This is a genomic window from Saccharopolyspora sp. NPDC047091 (assembly GCF_040643635.1).
In the GTDB taxonomy this organism is placed as follows: domain Bacteria; phylum Actinomycetota; class Actinomycetes; order Mycobacteriales; family Pseudonocardiaceae; genus Saccharopolyspora_C.
This window is the reverse complement of the sequence record NZ_JBEYUS010000031.1, coordinates 1-19,229: the sequence shown is the minus strand read 5'-3', so window position 1 is coordinate 19,229 and position 19,229 is coordinate 1. Positions and strand designations below refer to the sequence as shown.

At 74.6% G+C, this 19,229-nt stretch carries 8 protein-coding genes; 5 read left to right on the top strand and 3 right to left on the bottom strand.

Annotation, left to right across the window (positions count from 1 at the left end):
* Window positions 1-67: 67 nt before the first annotated feature.
* Window positions 68-481, bottom strand: a complete 414-nt coding sequence (locus tag ABZ805_RS15610) for a CBS domain-containing protein (protein WP_358440041.1) — start codon at window positions 479-481, stop codon at window positions 68-70.
* A gap of 187 nt (window positions 482-668) precedes the next feature.
* Here ABZ805_RS15610 and ABZ805_RS15605 point away from each other — a divergent pair, with 187 nt between their 5' ends.
* The 3 genes from ABZ805_RS15605 to ABZ805_RS15595 are packed head-to-tail and all read left to right on the top strand — an operon-like array spanning window position 669 to window position 3,858.
* A complete protein-coding gene (locus ABZ805_RS15605; protein WP_358440039.1) occupies window positions 669-2,102 on the top strand; it encodes an NDP-hexose 2,3-dehydratase family protein in 1,434 nt (477 codons plus the stop codon).
* A complete protein-coding gene (locus ABZ805_RS15600) occupies window positions 2,099-3,082 on the top strand; it encodes a Gfo/Idh/MocA family oxidoreductase (RefSeq protein WP_358440036.1) in 984 nt (327 codons plus the stop codon). Before ABZ805_RS15605 ends, ABZ805_RS15600 begins: the two co-directional genes overlap by 4 nt.
* Window positions 3,082-3,858 (top strand): NAD-dependent epimerase/dehydratase family protein, encoded by a 777-nt coding sequence (locus ABZ805_RS15595; protein WP_358440035.1) that lies wholly within the window; start codon window positions 3,082-3,084, stop codon window positions 3,856-3,858. The genes ABZ805_RS15600 and ABZ805_RS15595 overlap by 1 nt, the downstream gene beginning before the upstream one ends.
* A gap of 254 nt (window positions 3,859-4,112) precedes the next feature.
* On the opposite strand, the gene ABZ805_RS15590 is transcribed toward ABZ805_RS15595, so the two are convergent.
* Window positions 4,113-5,354 (bottom strand): nucleotide disphospho-sugar-binding domain-containing protein, encoded by a 1,242-nt coding sequence (locus tag ABZ805_RS15590; protein ID WP_358440034.1) that lies wholly within the window; start codon window positions 5,352-5,354, stop codon window positions 4,113-4,115.
* Between the two features lie 252 nt (window positions 5,355-5,606).
* Between ABZ805_RS15590 and ABZ805_RS15585 the strand changes: the two genes are divergently transcribed.
* On the top strand, window positions 5,607-6,629 hold the full coding sequence (locus ABZ805_RS15585; protein WP_358440032.1) for an ATP-binding cassette domain-containing protein: 1,023 nt from the start codon (window positions 5,607-5,609) through the stop codon (window positions 6,627-6,629).
* Window positions 6,626-7,444 carry an ABC transporter permease gene (locus tag ABZ805_RS15580; RefSeq protein WP_358440030.1) on the top strand — a complete coding sequence of 273 codons (819 nt, stop codon included), beginning with the start codon at window positions 6,626-6,628 and terminating at the stop codon, window positions 7,442-7,444. The genes ABZ805_RS15585 and ABZ805_RS15580 overlap by 4 nt, the downstream gene beginning before the upstream one ends.
* A gap of 592 nt (window positions 7,445-8,036) precedes the next feature.
* Here ABZ805_RS15580 and ABZ805_RS15575 read toward each other — a convergent pair.
* Complete coding sequence (locus tag ABZ805_RS15575; RefSeq protein WP_358440028.1) at window positions 8,037-19,223, bottom strand: SDR family NAD(P)-dependent oxidoreductase; 11,187 nt, start codon at window positions 19,221-19,223, stop codon at window positions 8,037-8,039.
* Between the last annotated feature and the right edge of the window lie 6 nt (window positions 19,224-19,229).

Below are 19,229 nucleotides of genomic sequence, written 5' to 3'. Positions count from 1 at the left end.
GCTGACAGGACGATTAGCCGCTGATGGGACGACTACCGGAACCGCCGCGCGGGTTCGGCGCACTCCGTCAGGTGGACAGGGTGTCCACCAGGTCTCCTACCTCGTGGTGGGGCAGCGCCTTCGCGACGTCGCCCAGGGACACCATGCCGACGAGCCGCTGCCCGTCGATCACCGGTACCCGGCGCACCTGGTGGTCCTTCATCGTCGCCAGCACCTCTTCCGCGGAGTCGTCGGCGCCCGCGGTGATCGCCTCCGCCTGGTTCAGGTCCCCGGCGGGGAACGTCCCGGCGTCCCGGCCCTTGCCGACGACCTTGACGACCAGGTCGCGGTCGGTGATCACGCCCTTGATCTTCTCGTCCGGGCCGCAGATGGGCAGCGCGCCGACGCCGAGGTCGGTCATCTTGCGCGCCGCGTCCGCCGCGGTCTGGTCGGTGTTCACGCACTCGGCGCCCGCCGTCATGATCTGCCGTGCCGTCGTCATCGTGCTGCGCCTCCTTGCTTTCGGAAATCGCGATCAGCCCCCGGCTACCCGCCGAGTTCCGCGCGCAATCATCCGATCGGGCGGGCCCGGGTTGGGGTTTCTCCTACTCTTCGCCCGGTAGGAATGGTCGCGAACCGGCCTGCCGCGCCTGCGGATCGCCGGCAATCACCGCCGTGAGGAGATCCCGATGGCGCCCTCCGCCGGAACGGGCTTGCTGCGCAAGCCGGACACGACGCTGCCGCACCGGTTGGCGCGCTCGGCGCACGCCGAGCAGGACGCGCTGCACTCCACCGAGGAACTGCTCGCCTGGGTGCGCGAACGCGGCGCGGCGCAGCTGCACGACGTGCGGCGGATTCCGTTCGCGGCGCTGGACAAGTGGCGCTTCGACGACGCCACCGGCGACCTCGGGCACGCCAGCGGCAAGTTCTTCAGCGTGCAGGGCCTGCGCGTGTCCAGCGACCACGGCCCGGTGCGCTCCTGGACGCAGCCGATCATCAACCAGCCGGAGATCGGCATCCTCGGCATCCTGCTGCGCGAGATCGACGGCGTGCTGCACTGCCTGATGCAGGCGAAGACCGAACCGGGCAACGTCAACGGGGTGCAGCTGTCCCCGACGGTGCAGGCGACCCGCAGCAACTACACGCGGGTGCACGAGGGCGGCTCGGTGCCGTACCTGGAGCACTTCCGCGACGCCGCCGAGCAGCAGGTGCTCAGCGACGTGCTGCAGTCCGAGCAGGGCTCCTGGTTCTTCCGCAAGCGCAACCGGAACATGCTGGTGGAGGTGCACGAGCCGGTCGCCGAGCACGAGGACTTCCGCTGGGTGACGATCGGCCAGCTGCACCGGCTGCTGGCGGTGGACAACCTGGTGAACATGGACGCCCGCACCGTGCTGTCCTGCCTCCCCGGCGGCTTCGAAGGGTCCGAAGTGGACGGTTCGGAGCTCGCGGGCGCGCTGGCCCGGTCCGGGGACCCGCGCGCGGGCACCCTGCACACCACCGCCGAGGTGCGCAGCTGGATCACCTCCCGCCAGTCCGAGCACCAGGTCAAGACCTCGCTGATCCCGCTGCACGCGGTGCGCGACTGGCGGCGCACCGACGCCGAGATACGCCACGAGCTCGGCACCTTCTTCACCGTGCTGGCCGTGGACGTGCGCAGCAACAGCCGCGAGGTCGGCGGCTGGACCCAGCCGCTGCTGCACCCGCACGGCACCGGAGTGGTGGCGCTGCTGGTGAAGCGGGTCGACGGGGTGCTGCACGCGCTGCTGAACGCGCGCGTCGAACCCGGCTACCTGGACGTGGTCGAACTGGCGCCGACCGTGCAGTGCACCCCTGAGAACTACGCGGGGCTCGGCGTCGACTACCGGCCGCCGCACTTGGACGTGGTGCTGGGCAGGCGGCCCGAGCAGGTGCTGTTCGACACCGAGCTGTCCGAGGAGGGCGGCCGGTTCTACCAGGCCCGCAACCGGTACCAGATCATCGAGGTGGACGCGGACTTCCCGGACTCGGACCTCCCGGACTTCCGGTGGCTGGCGCTGCACCAGCTGACCGGGCTGCTGGAGCACAGCCACTACGTGAACGTGCAGGCCCGCAGCCTCATCGCCTGCCTGCGGGGCCTGCGGTGAGCCGGCGGGTGCGGCTCGGCGTGCTGGGCTGCTCGGCGATCGCGCGGCGCCGCGCGCTGCCCGCCGTCGCCGAGATCCCGGAGCTGGAGATCACCGCGATCGCCAGCAGGGACGCGGCGAAGGCCGCCGAGTTCGCGGACCGCTTCGGCGGCACCGCCACCACCGGCTACGCGGCGCTGCTGGACGACCCCGACGTCGACGCCGTCTACCTGTCGCTGCCGACCGCGCTGCACCACGAGTGGGCGCTGCGGGCGCTGCGCGCCGGGAAGCACGTGCTGTGCGAGAAACCGCTCACCGACCGCGCCGACCGCACCCGCGAGCTGACCGCGCTGGCCCGGGAGCGGAACCTGGTGCTGCGGGAGAACTTCGCGTTCCTGCACCACCCGCAGCACCGGACCGTCGCCGACCTGGTCGCGGACGGGCGGATCGGGGCGCTGCGCACGTTCACCGCGACCTTCGGCATCCCGCCGCTGCCGGACTCCGACATCCGCTACGACGCGGCGCTCGGCGGCGGCGCGCTGCTCGACGTGGGCGTCTACCCGATCCGGGCAGCGCAGCTGCTGCTCGGGCCGGGGCTGGCGCTGTCCGGGGCGGTGCTGCGCGTCGACGAGCGGCGCGGCGTGGACCTCGCCGGGCACGCGCTGCTGGTGGCGCGGGACGGCACGTTCGCCGACCTGGAGTTCGGCTTCCAGCACGGCTACCGGTCCCGCTACGGGCTGTGGGGCGCGACGGGGGCGCTGGGCCTGGACCGCGCGTTCACCCCGCCCGCCGAGCACCGGCCGCTGCTGCGCATCGACGAGCAGGACCACGCCGAGGAGCTCGTGCTCGCCGCGGCGCACCAGTTCCGGGACTCCCTCGCCGCGTTCGCCCGCACCGTGCTGGACCGCGCGCCGGACGAACCGGCGTGGCTGGACGCGGCGGAGGAGACCGCGCGGCTCGTGGAGCAGGTGCGGGCGGGCGCGGTGCGGGTGCCCGCCTGATGGAGGTCGTCGGTTCCGGTTTCCTCGCCCGGCACTTCACCGCGCGGCTCGGCGCGGCGCACCCGGAGGTGGTGGTGATCGCCGCCGGGGTGTCCACCACCGCGGCCGCGGACACCGCCGAATTCGACCGGGAGGCGGCGCTGGTCGGCGAGGTGCTGCGGCGCTGCCGGGCGGACGGGCGGACCGCGGTGTTCCTGTCCACGTCCTCGGCGGCGATCTACGGCTCGGACGGGACGCCGGGGCGCGAGGACGGGCCGGTGTTCCCGCTGAACGCCTACGGCAGGCACAAGCTGGCGCTGGAGCGGGTCTGCGAGCTCTCCGGCGCCCGATACCTGGTGCTGCGGCTGACGCACCTGGTCGGGGACGGCCAGCAGCCGCGGCAGCTGCTGCCGTCGCTGGTGCGCGGCGTGCTGGACGGGGTGGTGACGGTGCATCCCGAGGCGCACCGCGACCTGCTGGACGTGCGGCACGTGCCGCCGGTGCTCGATGCGCTGTGCGCGGCCGGCGTGCGCGACGAGGTGGTGAACGTGGCCTCCGGGGTGCCGATCGCGGTGCCCGCGGTGGTGGCCGCGCTGCGGCGGCGGCTGGGCGCGGACCCCGAGGTGCGGACGCTGTCCCGCCCCCCGCAGCTGACCCGGGTGGACCTGGCGAAGCTGCACCGCCTGGTCCCCGCCTTCGCCGAGCACGACTTCGGTCCCGGCTACCTCGACGACCTCCTGGACCGCTACCTGGACTCCTACCTCACGGCGTCCACTGTGGACAAGATTTCCGGATGAGCGGCCCCGGCCCGATCCGGACGGACCAGCAGGCCGTTCACCTGGTGACCCACCAACGTGGACCAACCCGACAGGCCGTGTCTTTCGCCTGTCAGCGGCGAAGCCGCTGAGCTGACGACCACCAGAGCAACCGGCACCGCAGCGGGTTCCCAGCGGGATTCTCGCGAGGAGGGCTTTTTCCCTCGTGACGAAGAAAGGATCCCGCAGCGAGAATCCCGCTGCGGTTCCGCCACCCACCCCGGAACAACGCAAGCTCATCCCCGCGCAACGAGCCCCAGCAACGCAGGAACCGCATCAGCCGGGGTAGGCAGTTCGGCAGCGGAAGCGGCCACCTCGGCAGCGGACTCGGTGAACGCCGGTTCGGTGAGCAGCCGGTGCAGCGCACCGGTGATCCCATCGGCGTCGGCCTCCCAGTTCGGGATGTCCAGCCCGGCTCCGGAACCGGTGAGCCGCCGCGCCATCAGCGTCTGGTCGAACCCGCACGGCAGCGCCAGCTGCGGCACACCGGCCAGCACCGAGGTCATCGTCACTCCCCCGCCGCCGTAGTGCACCACCGCGTCGCACTCCGGCAGCACCAGGCTCAGCGGCAGGTCGGTGCGCACGTGCGCGGAGTCCGGCAGCGGCCCGCACTCGCGCGCGTCGGCGGGTGAGGCGAGCAGCAGCACTTCGCAGCCCAGCCCGGTCGCGGCCGCCACGACCTGCGGCATCTTGTTCACCGTCGCGCCGAACGTGCGGGTCGCCGAGCGGCCCCACACCACGCACACCCGGGGTCGCCCGGTGCGCGGCGGCAGGTCCAGCGGTGCCGCGCCCGGCCCGTTGTACGGGATGTAGCGGGCGGGGATGCGCGGTTCGCCGCCGCCCGGCCGGAGCTGCTCGGGGCACGGGTCCAGCACGTGGTCGACGTGGTGGAAACCCATCTCGCCCACCCCGTAGCGGGCGAAGGCACCGCTGGTGTCCACCGGCACCGCGGGTTGCGGTGCACCACCACCGACGGGGCTGTAGTCGTCGCCGGTGCCGACCGGGCCCCACAGCTGCAGGACGTCGGGCACCCCGGTGACCTTCGCGACCAGCGGGCCTTCCAGGCTCATCAGGTCGTGCACCACCAGGTCGGGCCGCCAGTCGCGGGCGTAGGAGACGGCCGCGTCGGTGCTGCGGGTGGCGTGCTCCAGCAGCACCGGACGCAGTTCCTGTTGCCACGCGGCGAAATCGAAGCTCGCCAGGTCCAGCGGCTCGCCCGTCTCCGGGTGCAGCGGCGGCACCGGGTACGGCCAGTTCCCCTGGTACGCGCCGATCAGGTTGATCATCCGCGCGCCGAGCAGCAGGTCCAGCCCGCGCAGCACCGGCACCGGCGTCAGTCCCGCCCGCGTCACCGGGTCCACATCGGACTCCGCGCACAGCACCCGCACGTCGTGGCCCGCGGCGCGCAGCGCCCAGCCCAGCGGGACCAGCGGGAAGTAGTGGCCCGGCCAGGCGGACACCGCGAACAGCACTCGCATGCGCGTCTCCTCGTTCCGCTCGACGTGCGCCGCCAAGCTACGCCGCGCGGCGGTGGGCGAATCCCTAGATGTGGAGCGGAATTCGGCGCTCCCGACGTCGGAGGCGCGTGCTGTTCTAGTCGTCGCACGAGTGTTTCGGTGCTAGCCGTTGGCCCGCCACCGACCGGTACCGCATGCTCGGCTCGCGGATCCTGGGGAGACGCGAGCACCGTCCCCGGGGCACACGACGAACCAGTTGCGGGGGAGCCACGCATGACCGTGCTGCCAACGGCCCCCGGTGAGCGGCCCGCCCGCGGTGCCGTCGGCGCCGGGACTCCGATGATCGAGGCGATCGACGTCGGCAAGTCCTTCGGCGCGGTGCCCGCGCTGGATTCGGTGACGTTGAGCGTGCCGCGCGGCTCGGTCCTCGGCCTGCTCGGGCACAACGGCGCGGGCAAGACGACGCTGGTGAACGTGCTGACCGCGATGCTGCCCGCGACGTCCGGGGTGGCCAGGGTCGCCGGGTTCGACGTCGCCGAACAGCCGCGGGAGGTGCGCAAGCGCATCGGGCTCACCGGCCAGTTCGCCTCGGTCGACGAGCAGATGAGCGGCCGCGACAACCTCGTCATGCTGGCCCGGCTGCTCGGCGCCGACGGGAGCCGCGCCCGCAAGCGCGCCGCGGAGCTGCTGGAGGCGTTCGACCTCACCGCCGCCGCGAGCCGCCGGGCGGGCACCTACTCCGGCGGGATGCGGCGGCGACTGGACCTGGCGGCCTGCCTCGTCGGCAACCCCGAAGTGATCTTCCTGGACGAGCCGACGACCGGGCTGGACCCGTCGAGCCGGATGGCGATGTGGGACATCGTGGAACGCCTCGTCGCGGAGGGCACCACGGTGCTGCTGACCACCCAGTACCTCGACGAGGCGGACCGGCTCGCCGACACGATCACCGTGCTGTCCGCCGGAACGGTCGTCGCCGCCGGCTCGGCCGCGGAGCTCAAGGCGCAGGTCGGCAAGCGCACCGTCACCGTCGTGCTCGGCACCGGCTCCGACGCGGAGATCGGCTGCGCGGCGCTGCGCCGCGCCGGTTTCGCCCCGTCGGCCGCGCAGGACGGCGCCGCGATCGTGACGCCGATCGAGGAATCCCGGGAGACGGCCGCGGTGATCCGGGTGCTCGACGAAGCCGGGATCGACGCGGCCGAGCTGGCCTTCGGCGAGCCGACGCTGGACGACGTGTACCTGGCGCTCGCCCGCCACGCGCGCGACGCGCCCCCCTCGACCGCAGTGGAGCGAGCATGACCACCACGATCACCGGCTGCGCACCGCCCCGCTGGAACGGCAGTTCCGCGGTCACCCAGGTGGTGGTGCTGACCGGCCGTTCGCTGCGCGCCTTCCTCACCGATCCCGGACTGGTGCTGGTCGGGCTGATCCAGCCGGTGATGACGCTGTTCGTGTTCACCCAGATCTTCGGGAACCTGCCGCTGGCGGGCGGGTTGCCGCCGGGCACCGAATACCTCGACTTCCTGATGCCCGCGGTGCTGGTGAACCACGTGGTGCAGACGTCCTCGCAGACCGGCGTCGGGCTGGTGGAGGACCTGCGCAACGGGATCGTGTCGCGGCTGCGATCGCTGCCGATCATGCCGAGTTCGCTGCTGCTGGCGCGCAGCACCTCCGACTTCGTGCGCACCGCGGTGCAGCTGGTGATGATCCTGGCGCTGGCCGTCGGGCTGCTCGGCTACGCGCCGCGCGGCGGGTTCGTCGGCATGGTGCTGTCCGCGCTGCTGACGCTGGCCGTGGGCAGTGCGTTGAGCTGGGCTTTCCTCGCGATGGGCGCCTGCATGCGGCGCACCGAGCCGATGCAGAACATCAGCGTGCTGGTGATGGTGCCGCTGATGTTCATCTCCAGCGCGTTCGTGCCGATCGAGCAGCTGCCGGACTGGCTGGAGGTCGTGGCGCGGTTGAACCCGCTCACCTACGCGGTGGACGCCTCCCGCGCGGTGGCGCTCGACCTGGCCGACGGCGGGCAGCTGGTGGTGCCGTCGCTGCTGATCAGCGTCCTGGTCACCTTGGCCAGCGCCGCCCTCGCGATCCGCGGCTTCCGCCGCCCGCTCTGATCCGGCCCGCCGCCCGTCCGGCCTGATCGCCGCCCGGTCCGGCTCGACCGCCGGTCCGGCTCGACCACCGCCGATCCAGCTCGGCCGCCGCACGGTTCCCCGCACGGCAACGGATGCCACCGCGCCGTATCACCGTAAGGCACCGCCGATCCCCTGACGGCGGGCGAAAACGTCCCCGCTTGAGCCCTGGTTGCGCTCTTTGCGGATGCGCCACCCCCAGTCCGCAGGCTCAGACCGGGCGAACTCCCGATTCCATCCCACCGGCGACCCCGGCCGCCGGCACACCCGGCGACTCCCAGCGTCCCAGAACGACGACCCCGCAGTACGAACATCGCCGCCCGCAAGATCTCCCGCAACAAAGCAACCGCGAACGACACCTACGAACCGGATCTCCCCACCATCCTGTCAGCGGCGAAGCCGCTGAGCAGCGACCACGCACGCAGCAGGACCACCCGCGGGTTCTCAGCTGTTTCCTCGCGAGGACAGCGATTTCTCCTGTGGCGGAGCCACCGGTGAAATCGATCCCGCAGCGAGGGAACAGCTGAGGTTCCGCCACCCACCCCACCGAGCAGAACGAGCGCGGAGACCGTTTTCAGGACAGTTCGTCGTCGAGCATGTGGAACATGTCCTCGTCGCTGGCCTCGTCGAAGCTGAACTCTTCGGCGGGTTCCCCGCCGCGCAGCGCTCCCCACTTGCTGCGCAGCACGTCGAGGCGACCGGTGACCTGCTCGTGCAGCTCCTCGTCCACTTCGAGCCCGTCGAAGGCCCGGTGCAGCCGGTCCAGTTCGGCCAGCAGCGCCGCCGCCCCACCGCGTTCCGGGGCGAGTTCGCCGAGCAGGTGCTCGACGAGCTCGGCCGGGGTCGGATGGTCGAACAGCAGGGTGGCGGGTAGCCGGAGCCCGGTCGCCGCGCTCATCCGGTTGCGGTATTCGACGGCGGTGAGCGAGTCGAAGCCGAGTCCCTTGAACTCGTCGTGCGGTTCGACACCGGTGGCGTCGGCGTGCCCGAGGACCTGGGCGGCGTGGGTGCGCACCAGTTCCAGCAGGGTGTCGCGGCGCTGCGGCCCGGTTTGCGCAGCGAGCGTCGTGGCCAGGTCCTCGCCGGTGCTCGCGGCCCGCTTCGCGGGGGTGCGCAGCAGTCCGCGCAGCAGCGGCGCCGGTTCGTCCTGGGTGCGCAGGGCGGCCAGGTCGAGCCGCACCGGTGCGGGCACCGGATCGTCCGCGGCGAGCGCGGCGTCGAACAGCGCCAGGCCGAGTTCTTCGCTCAGCGGTGGGGTTCCGGCGCGTTCGAGGCGTGCGGTGTCCCGCTCGTCGAGCGCTCCGGCCATGCCGCTGTCCCACGGGCCCCACGCCATCGACACGGCGGGCAGCCCGGCCGCCCGGCGGTGCCGGGCCAGCGCGTCGAGGTAGGAGTTGGCGGCGGCGTAGCCGCCCTGCCCGGCGGCGCCGAACATCCCGGCGATGGAGGAGAACAGCACGAATTCGGCGACGTCACCGGCCAGGTCGTGCAGGTTCCAGGCGGCGTCGACCTTCGGCCGCAGCACCGCGTCCACCCGTTCCGGGGTGAGCGAGTCGAGCGTCCCGTCGTCGAGCACTCCGGCCGCGTGCAGCACCGCGCGCAGCGGCCGGTCCGCGGGGATGTCCGCGAGCAGCGCGGCCACGGCCTCGCCGTCGGCGAAGTCGCAGGCGGCGAGTTCGGCGTGCGCACCGAGCCCGGCGAGTTCGGCGACCAGTTCCGCGGCGCCGTCGGCGTCGGGTCCGCGCCTGCCTGCCAGCAGCAGGTGCCGCGCTCCCCGTCCGGCGAGGTGCCGGGCCAGCGCGCGGCCGAGGCCGCCGGTGCCGCCGGTGATGAGCACGGTGCCGGTCGGGTCCTGGTCGGCGGGTTCGGCGAGCTCGGCGGGTTCGACGGGCTCGGCCCGCACCAGCCGCGGCACCCGCGGCGCACCGTCCACTAGGGACACGTGCGGTTCGTCGACGGCGAGGGCGCGCAGCACCGCGTCCGCGGTGACCGGCCCGGTGCCGAGGTCGAGCAGCGCGAACCGGCCGGGGTGTTCGGTGGCGGCGGTGCGCACCAGTCCGGCCGCGGCGGCGGCCGCGAGGTCCTCGGCTTCACGGGTGACGAACACCAGCGTGCCGCCGCGGTCGGCGGCGAGGTGCTCTCGCACCAGGTCGAGGACCTGCCGGGTGAGAGCGTGTGCGGCCGCCGGCTCGTCGCCGCCGTCCAGCGAGCACAGCACCGTCCCGGTCGCGTCGCCCGGGTGGTCGTGGATCTCGGCGAGCCGCCCGGCTTCGCGGAACAGCTCGGTCAGCCCGAACGGGTCCGGTCCGGCCAGCGCCGGGACCTCGGCGGGCGCGCCGGTCGCGGCGGGTTCGGCCCAGTCGCGGCGGAACAGCGAGTCCCGCCCGATGCCGTGCCGCACCGGCGCGGCCGCCCGGGTGCGCAGCGCGTCGACGGTCGCGACGGGCGTCCCGGCCGGGTCGGTGAGCGCGATGCTCAACGCGTCCCCGTCGCGGGTCAGCCGCACCCGCAGCGCGCGGGCGCCGGTGGCGTGCGCGGTGACGCCGCGCCACTCGAAGGGCAGCTCGCCGTCGCCGGAGCTCGCGAGGATCGCGGCGTGCAGCGCCGCGTCCAGCAGCGCCGGGTGCAGGCCGTAGCCCGCGACGTCCACCTCGGCGGGCAGGGCCACCTCGGCGAACACCGCGTCCGCGTCGCGCCAGGCGGCCTGGAGGCCTTGGAACACCGGCCCGTAGTCGAACCCGAGGTCGGCGAACCGCTGGTAGCAGTTGTCGACATCGACCGGTTCCGCGCCGGGCGGTGGCCAGGTGCCGAGCTCGGCCGGTTCGCCGGCGGCCGGGGCGAGCGATCCGGTGGCGTGCAGCCGCCAGTCCTGCCCGTCGTCCTCGCGGGCGTGCACGGTGAGCGCGCGGTGGCCGTCCGCGTCCGGAGCGGCGGCCGCGACCTGCACCTGCACCCCGCCGCGCGCGGGCAGCACCAGCGGTGCGGTGAGGGTGAGCTCCTCGACGCGGTCGCAGCCGGTCTCCTCTCCCGCGCGCAGCGCCAGCTCCAGCAGGGCGGTGCCGGGCACCAGCGCGGTGCCGCCGACGACGTGCTCGGCCAACCACGGGTGGGTGCGGCGGGACAGCGTGCCGGTGAACAGCGCGGTGCCCGCGTCGGCGAGTTCCACGGCGGCCCCGAGCAGCGGGTGCCCGGCGTCGCGCAGCCCGGCCGCGGTGACGTTCCCGGCCGCGGCGGGCGGGGTGTCCGGCCAGAACTCCTGGTGCTGGAACGGGTAGGTGGGCAGGTCGACGCGCCGCGCCCCGGGCAGCACCGCCCGCCAGTCCGGTTCGGTGCCGTGCATCCGCAGCCGGGCGAGCGCGGTGAGCACCGCCGGTTCCTCGGGGTGCCCGGCGCGCAGCGCGGGGATCAGCACCGCGTACTCCGGGGCGGTGTCGCGGGCGAGCGCGGTGAGCGCGCCGTCCGGCCCGAGTTCGAGGAACGCGGTGGCCCCCCGGTCGGCGAGGTCGCGGACGGCGTCGGCGAACCGGACCGGGGCGCGCAGGTGCCGCACCCAGTGCTCGGCGTCGAAGTCGCCGGGCTCGCCGCTGGTGGAGGTGATCGGGATCTCGGGGTCGCGGTAGGTCAGCCCGGCCGCCACCGCGCGGAATTCGTCGAGCACCGGGTTCATCAGCGGTGAGTGGAAGGCGTGCGACACCCGCAGTGCGGTGGTGCGGCGACCGAGCTCCCGGAAGTGCGCGGCGACGTCCTCGACGGCGTCGGCGGCACCGGAGAGCACCACCGAGTCCGGTCCGTTGACGGCGGCGACGCCGAGTTCGCGGTCCGCGAGCAGCGGCAGCACCTCGTCCTCGGTGGCCTGCACGGCGGTCATCGCGCCACCGGCGGGCAGCGCCTGCATCAGGCCGCCGCGCGCGGCGACGAGGGTGGCCGCGTCGGGCAGGTCGAGGACGCCCGCGACGTGCGCCGCGGTGATCTCGCCGATGGAATGCCCGGCGAGGTGGTCCGGCCGCACGCCCCAGGACTCCAGCAACCGGAACAGGGCCACCTCGACGGCGAACAGCGCGGGCTGCGCGAATTCGGTGCGCTGCAGCGCTTCCACGTCCTCGCCCCACATGACGTCCCGCAGCGGGCGCTCCAGGTGCGGGTCGAGCGCGGCGCAGGCCTCGTCGAGGGCGGCCGCGAACGCCGGGAACCGCGCGTGCAGTTCGCGGCCCATCCCGAGCCGCTGGGCGCCTTGGCCGGTGAACAGCACGGCCAGCCCGCCGCGACCGGCCGGACCGCCACGACCGGCCAGCCCTTCGACGGTGGCGCCGTCCGGTGTCCCGGCGGCCAGGGCGCGCAGCGAGCGCACCGCCGCCGGTCCGTCCGCGGCGACCACCGCGGCCGCCCGGTCGAACCGGGATCGGCCGGTGGCCAGCGAGAACGCCAGGTCGGCCGGTTCGACAGCGCAGTCGGCAGCGGGGTCGGCGAGGTGGTCGGCGAGGCGCTCGGCGTGGGCGCGCAGCGCCGCCGGGGTCTTCGCGGACAGCACCAGCGGCACCGGACCGGCCGGCACCTCCCGCTCCGGCAGCGGCCGGGGAGCGGGCTGTTCGAGGATGGTGTGCACGTTGGTGCCGCTGATGCCGAACGAGGAGATCGCGGCACGGCGCGGCCGCCCGGTATCCGGCCAGTCGGCGGGTTCGGCGAGCAGCCGCACGGCTCCGGCCGTCCAGTCCACTTCGGACGACGGGCTGCCCGCGTGCAGGGTGCGCGGGAGGGTGCCGTGCCGCATGGCCTGCACCATCTTGATGACGCCTGCGACACCGGCGGCGGCCTGGGTGTGTCCGAGGTTCGACTTGATCGAGCCGAGCCACAGCGGGACGTCCCGGTCCTGCCCGTAGGTCGCCAGCAACGCCTGCGCCTCGATCGGATCGCCCAGCCGGGTTCCGGTGCCGTGCGCCTCCACCGCATCGATGTCCGAAGTGGACAGATCAGCGGCGGCGAGCGCCTGCCGGATCACCCGCTGCTGCGACGGCCCGTTCGGCGCCGTCAACCCGTTCGACGCGCCGTCCTGGTTCACCGCGCTGCCCCGCAGCACCGCCAGCACCTCGTGCCCGTGCCGCTCGGCATCCGACTTCCGCTCCAGCACCAGCATCCCGACGCCCTCGGCCCAGCCGACCCCGTCGGCCGCAGCCGAGAACGCCTTGCACCGGCCGTCCGCGGACAGCCCGCGCTGCCGGGAGAACTCGACGAACGCCGCGGGCGTCGACATCACCGTCACGCCGCCCGCGAGTGCCAGCGAGCACTCCCCCGAGCGCAGGGCCTGCGCGGCCCAGTGCATCGCCACCAGCGAGGAGGAGCACGCCGTGTCGACCGTGACCGCAGGTCCCTCCAACCCGAAGGTGTAGGCGACCCGGCCGGAGGCGACGCTGCCCGCGCTGCCGTGCCCCTGGTAGCCCTCGTGCTCCGAACCGGCCAAGGTGGCGCTGTAGTCGTTGTACATCACCCCGGCGAACACGCCGGTGTCGCTGCCGCGCAACGAGATCGGGTCGACGCCGGTGCGTTCCAGCGCCTCCCAGGAGGTCTCCAGCAGCAGCCGCTGCTGCGGGTCGGTGGTGAGCGCCTCGCGCGGGCTCATCCCGAAGAAGCCCGGGTCGAACTCGGCGGCGTCGTGCAGGAATCCGCCGTGCCGCGTGGAGGACGTGCCCGCGGCGTCCGGATCCGGGTCGTAGAGGGCGTCCAGGTCCCAGCCGCGGTTCTCCGGGAAGGAGCTGATCGCGTCGGTCCCCTCGGACACCAGCCGCCACAGGTCCTCCGGTGAGGACACCCCGCCCGGGTAGCGGCAGGCCATGCCGACGATGACGATCGGATCGCCGTCGACCGCCCGCACCGGCACCTCGGCCGGCGCGGTCTCCTCCTCCCCGACGAGTTCGGCGAGCAGCCTGGTGGCCAGCGCGGCCGCCGTCGGGTGGTCGAACACCAGCGTCGCGGGCAGCCGCAGCCCGGTGTCGGCGGCGAGCCGGTTGCGCAGCTCCACCGCGGTCAGCGAATCGAACCCGAGGTCCTGGAACGCCAGGTGCGGGTCCACCTCGTCGGTGGTGGCATGGCCGAGCACCGCGGCGACCTGGCCGCGTACCAGCTCCAGCACCTGCCGGTGCCGTTCCTCGGCGCCGAGCCCGGCGAACCGCTGCACCTGGGTGGCGGTCGCGGCGGCCACCGCGCGACGCGCGGGCGCCCGCACCAGGCCGCGCAGCAGGCTGGGCAGCTCCTCCCGCCCGCGCAGCGCGGCGAAGTCGAACCGCACCGGGACCGCGACGGCCTCGTCCCCGCCGACCGCCGCGTCGAACAGGGCGAGGCCCCGCTCGTGCGTCAGCGGCGGGATGCCGGAGCGCTCCAGGCGCCGCCGGTCCGCCTCGGCGAGGGTCCCGGTCATGCCACCGGACTCCACCCACGGCCCCCAGGCCAGGGACACCCCGGGCAGCCCGGCCGCGCGGCGGTGCGCGGCCAGCGCGTCGAGGAACGCGTTCGCGGTCGCGTAGTTCGCCTGCCCGGCCGAACCGAACGTGCCGGCCAGCGAGGAGAACAGCACGAACTCGGCGACGTCCCCGGCCAGTTCGTGCAGGTTCCAGGCGGCGTCGACCTTCGGTCGCAGCACCGCGTCGAACCGCTCCGGGGTGAGCGAGTCGAGCACCCCGTCGTCGAGCACCCCGGCCGCGTGCACCACCGCGCCCACCGGATGGCGGTCGAGCAGCGCGGCTAGCGCGTCCCGGTCGGCGACGTCGCAGGACTCCACCAGTACGTCCACTTCGGATAGTTCGGCGACGAGTTCGTCGGCGCGGCCGGTGCGGCTGACCAGCAGCAGCTCCCGCACCCCGTGCTCGGCCACCAGGTGCCGCGCGACCGCGGCGCCGAGACCACCGGTTCCGCCGGTGATGAGCACCCGGCCGCAGGACGCCCAGGACGCGCCCGGCCCGGCCGTGCCGGTGGCGAGCCGCCCGACGTGCGGGACTCCGGCGCGCACCACGCGCGGTTCGGCCGACCACTCGGCCGCCGACGGCAGCGAGGCCGGGTCGTCGTCGAGGTCGAGCAGCCCGATCGCACCCGGGTTCTCCGCCTGCGCCGCGCGGATCAGGCCCCAGATCGCGGCGGCGGCGAGATCGCGCACGTCCTCGGCGTCGTCGCGGGCCACCGCGCCGCGCGTGACGAACACCAGCCGGGCCTCGCGCAGCGCGGGCTCCCGGAGCAGGTCCAGCACCCGGGTGACGAGCTCGCGGACCGATCGCGGGACGTCCGCGCCACCGGTGATCGGGACGAGCACCAGCGCGGATTCCGCCGGTACGTCCGGGAACTCGGTCATGTCGGCGAGGTCCGCCACGTGGCGCGCATCGACGTCGGCGGCGCGCAACTCGGCGGCGAAGTCCGCGGACCCCAGCACCACCACCGGGTGCTCGGCGGTGCCGGGCTCGGTCCCGGTCCACCGCAACCGGTACAGCCCGTCCTGCTCGGCCGTGCGCTGCGGCGCGCCCGCGCGCAGCACCAGCGACTCCACCGAGACGACCGGCTCCCCGGCCGGGTCGACGGCGGCGATCGACACCTCGTCCGCGCCGGTGCGGGTGATCCGCACTCGCAGCGCTCGCGCGCCCGTGGCGTGCAGCGACATGCCGCGCCAGGCGAACGGCAGCGCCCCGGCAGGCAACCCGCCGAGCAGCGCCGCCGCCTGCACGGCCGCGTCCAGCAGCGCCGGGTGCAGGCCGAACCCGGCGACGCCGGTCTCCTCCGGCAGCTCCACCTCGGCGACCACCGCGTCCTCGTCGCGCCAGGCGGCGCGCAGGCCGCGGAACACCGGCCCGTAGTCGAAACCGGCCTCGGCGAGGCCCTCGTGGAACCCGGCCAGCTCGATCGCCGTGCCCGCGCCCGCGCCGGTCGGGAGCTCGACGCGCGCGCCCCCGCCGGTGAGCACGCCGGTGGCGTGCCGCGTCCAGGCGCGGTCCGCGTCGTCGTCCGGGCGCGAGTACACCTCGACGCCGCGCCGCCCGTCCTCCTCGGCGCCGACCCACACCTGCACCCGCACCGCGGCCCGCTCCGGCAGCACCAGCGGCGCGAGCAGCGTCAGCTCGTCCACCCGGTCGCAGCCAGCCTCGTCCCCGGCGCGCAGCGCCAGCTCGGCGAACGCGGTGCCCGGCACCAGCACCGCACCGCGCACCACGTGCTCGGCCAGCCACGGGTGGCTGCCGGTGGACAACCTGCTGGTGAACAGGAACCCGTCCTCGTCGGCGCGCTCCACCGCAGCGCCCAGCAGCGGGTGCCCCGCCGAGCTGAGCCCGGCGGCGCGCACGTTCCCGCCGCCGGCGGCCGGTTCCGGCCAGAACCGGCGGTGCTGGAACGCGTAGGTCGGCAGCTCCACCTGCCGCGCCCCGGGCAGCAGCGCCGCCCAGTCCAGCTCGACGCCGCGGACGTGCAGCCCGGCCAACGCCGTGCGCACCGCATCCGTCTCGGCCCGGTCCTTGCGCACCAGCGGGACCGCGACGGCCGTCGCGTCCAGCGAGTGCTGCGCGAGCGCGGCCAGCGATCCGTCCGGCCCGATGTCCAGCAGCGTCGTCGCGCCCAGCGTCACCAGTTCCCGCACGGCGTCGGCGAAGCGCACCGCCTCGCGAACGTGCCGCACCCAGTGCTCGGGGTCGCGCACCTCGTCCCGCCGCCCGGTCACGGCGGACACGACGGGGATCGCCGCCGGGTGGTAGGTGAGTTCTTCCGCCACGGCGCGGAATTCGGCGAGCACCGGGTGCATCAGCGGCGAGTGGAAGGCGTGCGAGACGCGCAGCCGCGTCGCCCCGGGGAACCGCTGCTCCACCTCGGCGACCGCGGCGTCGGTGCCGGAGACCACGACCGAGTCGGGGCCGTTGACGGCGGCGATCCCGATGTCCTCGCGGCCGTCCACGAGCTCGGCGACCTCGGCTTCGGCGGCGCGCAGCGCGCTCATCACGCCGCCCGCGGGCAGCGCCTGCATCAACCGGCCGCGCGCGGCGACGAGCTTCGCCGCGTCGGCCAGCGACAGCACGCCCGCGGCGTGCGCGGCGGTGATCTCGCCGATGGAGTGCCCGGCGAGGTGGTCCGGGTGCACGCCCCAGGACTCGACGAGGCGGAACAGCGCGGTCTCCACCGCGAACAGCGCGGGCTGGGCGAATTCGGTGCGGTGCAACGATTCCGCGTCCTCGCCCCACATCGCCTCGCGCAGCGGGCGCGGCAGGTGCGGGTCGAGCTCGGCGCAGGCGGCGTCGAGGGCCGCGGCGAAGACCGGGAAGCGGGCGTGCAGCTCGCGGCCCATGCCGAGCCGCTGCGACCCCTGCCCGGCGAACAGGAACGCGAGTCCGCCGTCGGCCACCTGACCGTGCACGGCCTCGGGCCTGCCTTCGGCGACGGCGCGCAGCGCCTCCAGGGTTCCGGTGGGTTCGTCGGCGAACACCACGGCGCGGTGCTCGAACCCGGTGCGGGCGGTGGCCAGCGAGTAACCCACGTCGGCGGGGTCGGCGCCCGGGATGACGTCCAGGTGCTCGGCGAGGCGGGCGGCCTGCGCGCGCAGCGCCGGTTCGCCGCGGGCCGACAGCACCCACGGCACCGCCCCGATCGCCCGCCGCGGCCGGTCGGCGGGCACCGGTTCGGGTTCGGCCTGTTCGAGGATGACGTGCGCGTTGGTGCCGCTGATGCCGAACGAGGACACCCCGGCGCGGCGCGGCCGGTCGTGCTCGGGCCAGCGGCGCCGCTCGGTGAGCAGCTCCACCGCGCCGTCCTCCCAGTCCACGTGGGTGGAGGGCGCGTCGGCGTGCAGGGTGGCGGGCAGGGCGCCGTGCCGGATCGCCTGCACCATCTTGATGACGCCCGCGACACCGGCGGCGGCCTGGGCGTGCCCGAGATTCGACTTGATCGAACCCAGCCACAGCGGGACGTCCCGGTCCTGCCCGTAGGTCGCCAGCAACGCCTGGGCTTCGATCGGGTCACCGAGCGACGTGCCGGTGCCGTGCGCCTCCACCGCATCGACGTCCGAAGTGGACAGTCCAGCGCTGGCGAGCGCCTGCCGGATCACCCGCTGCTGCGACGGCCCGTTCGGCGCGGTCAACCCGTTCGACGCCCCGTCCTGGTTCACCGCACTGCCCCGCAGCACCGCCAGCACCCGGTGCCCGTGCCTGCGCGCGTCGGACAACCGCTCCAGCACCAGCACGCCCACGCCCTCCGACCAGCCGACGCCGTCGGCCTCGGCGGAGAACGAGCGGCAGCGCCCGTCCGGGGACAGGCCGCGCTGCCGGGAGAACTCGACGAACGTGCTCGGCGTGGACATCACCGTCACGCCCCCGGCCAGCGCCAGCGAGCACTCCCCCGCGCGCAGCGCCTGCGCCGCCAGGTGCATCCCGACCAGCGAGGACGAGCACGCGGTGTCGACGGTGACGGCCGGCCCCTCGAAACCGAACGTGTAGGACACCCGGCCGGAGGCGACGCTGCCCGCGCTGCCGCTGCCCTGGTAACCCTCGAACTCGGTGCCCGCCAGCAGCGATCCGTAGTCGTTGTACATCACCCCGGCGAACACGCCGGTCCGGCTGCCGCGCAACGAGATCGGGTCGATGCCGGCGCGTTCCACGGCTTCCCAGGACACCTCCAGCAGCAGCCGCTGCTGCGAGTCGGTGGACAGCGCCTCCCGCGGGCTCATCCCGAAGAAACCCGGGTCGAATTCGGCCGCGCGGTGCAGGAATCCGCCGCGGCGGGTGTAGGAGGTGCCGGGGTGGTCGGGGTCCGGGTGGTACAGCTCGTCCAGGTTCCAGCCGCGGTCGGCCGGGAAGTCGCCGGTCGCGTCGACGCCGTCGGACACCAGCCGCCACAGGTCCTCCGGCGAGGACACCCCGCCCGGGTAGCGGCAGGCCATGCCGACGATCACCACGGGGTCGTCGACGACCGGCGGCAGCACCTCGTCGGGGGTCGCGGCGGCGGTGGCGCCGAACAGCTCTTCGGCGACGAACCCGGCCAGCGCTTCGGCGTTCGGGTGGTCGAACACGGCGGTCGCGGGCAGCCGCAGCCCGGTGGCCGCGTTGATGCCGTTGCGCAGCTCGACCGCGGTCAGCGAGTCGAAGCCGAGTTCCTGGAAGGCGCGCCGCGGCTCCACCGCGGTCGGCCCGGAATGCCCGAGCACGGTGGCGACCTGGCCGCGCACCAGGTCGAGCAGCGCGGTGGCGCGCTCGGCCTCCGGCAGCGCGGCGAGCCGGTCGCCGAGCGCGCGGGCCACCCCGGTCCCGGCACCGGCCCGCCGGGTGCGGGTGCGGATCAGGCCGCGCAGCACGCTCGGCACGTCGCCGCGGGCGCGCAGCGCGGGCAGGTCCAGCCGGGCGGGGAGCACCACCGGTTCGCCCGCGCCGACCGCCAGGTCGAACAGGGCGAGCCCCTGCTCCACCGCCAGCGGCGGCATCCCGGAGCGGGCCATCCGCTCCCGGTCGGCGTCGGTGAGCGCGCCGGTCATGCCGTCCGCCGCCCACGGTCCCCAGGCCAATGAGGTCGCGGGCAGCCCCGCGGTGCGCCGGTGCCGGGCGAGCGCGTCGAGGAACGCGTTCGCCGCCGCGTAGTTGCCCTGCGCGGGCGAGCCGAAGGTGCCCGCCAGCGAGGAGAACAGCACGAACGCGTCCAGGTCACCGGTGAGCTCGTGCAGGTGCCAGGCCGCGTCCACCTTCGGCCGCAGCACCGCCGCCAGCCGCTCCGCGTCGAGCGCGTCCACCACGCCGTCGTCGACGACGCCCGCGGCGTGCACCACGGC

Excerpts from the sequence above, each read along its gene's own strand:
- ABZ805_RS15610 (WP_358440041.1), bottom strand. The coding sequence starts at position 481 with ATGACGACGGCACGGCAGATCATGACGGCGGGCGCCGAGTGCGTGAAC.
- ABZ805_RS15605 (WP_358440039.1), top strand. The coding sequence starts at position 669 with ATGGCGCCCTCCGCCGGAACGGGCTTGCTGCGCAAGCCGGACACGACG.
- ABZ805_RS15595 (WP_358440035.1), top strand. The coding sequence starts at position 3,082 with ATGGAGGTCGTCGGTTCCGGTTTCCTCGCCCGGCACTTCACCGCGCGG.
- ABZ805_RS15590 (WP_358440034.1), bottom strand. The coding sequence starts at position 5,354 with ATGCGAGTGCTGTTCGCGGTGTCCGCCTGGCCGGGCCACTACTTCCCG.
- ABZ805_RS15585 (WP_358440032.1), top strand. The coding sequence starts at position 5,607 with ATGACCGTGCTGCCAACGGCCCCCGGTGAGCGGCCCGCCCGCGGTGCC.
- ABZ805_RS15580 (WP_358440030.1), top strand. The coding sequence starts at position 6,626 with ATGACCACCACGATCACCGGCTGCGCACCGCCCCGCTGGAACGGCAGT.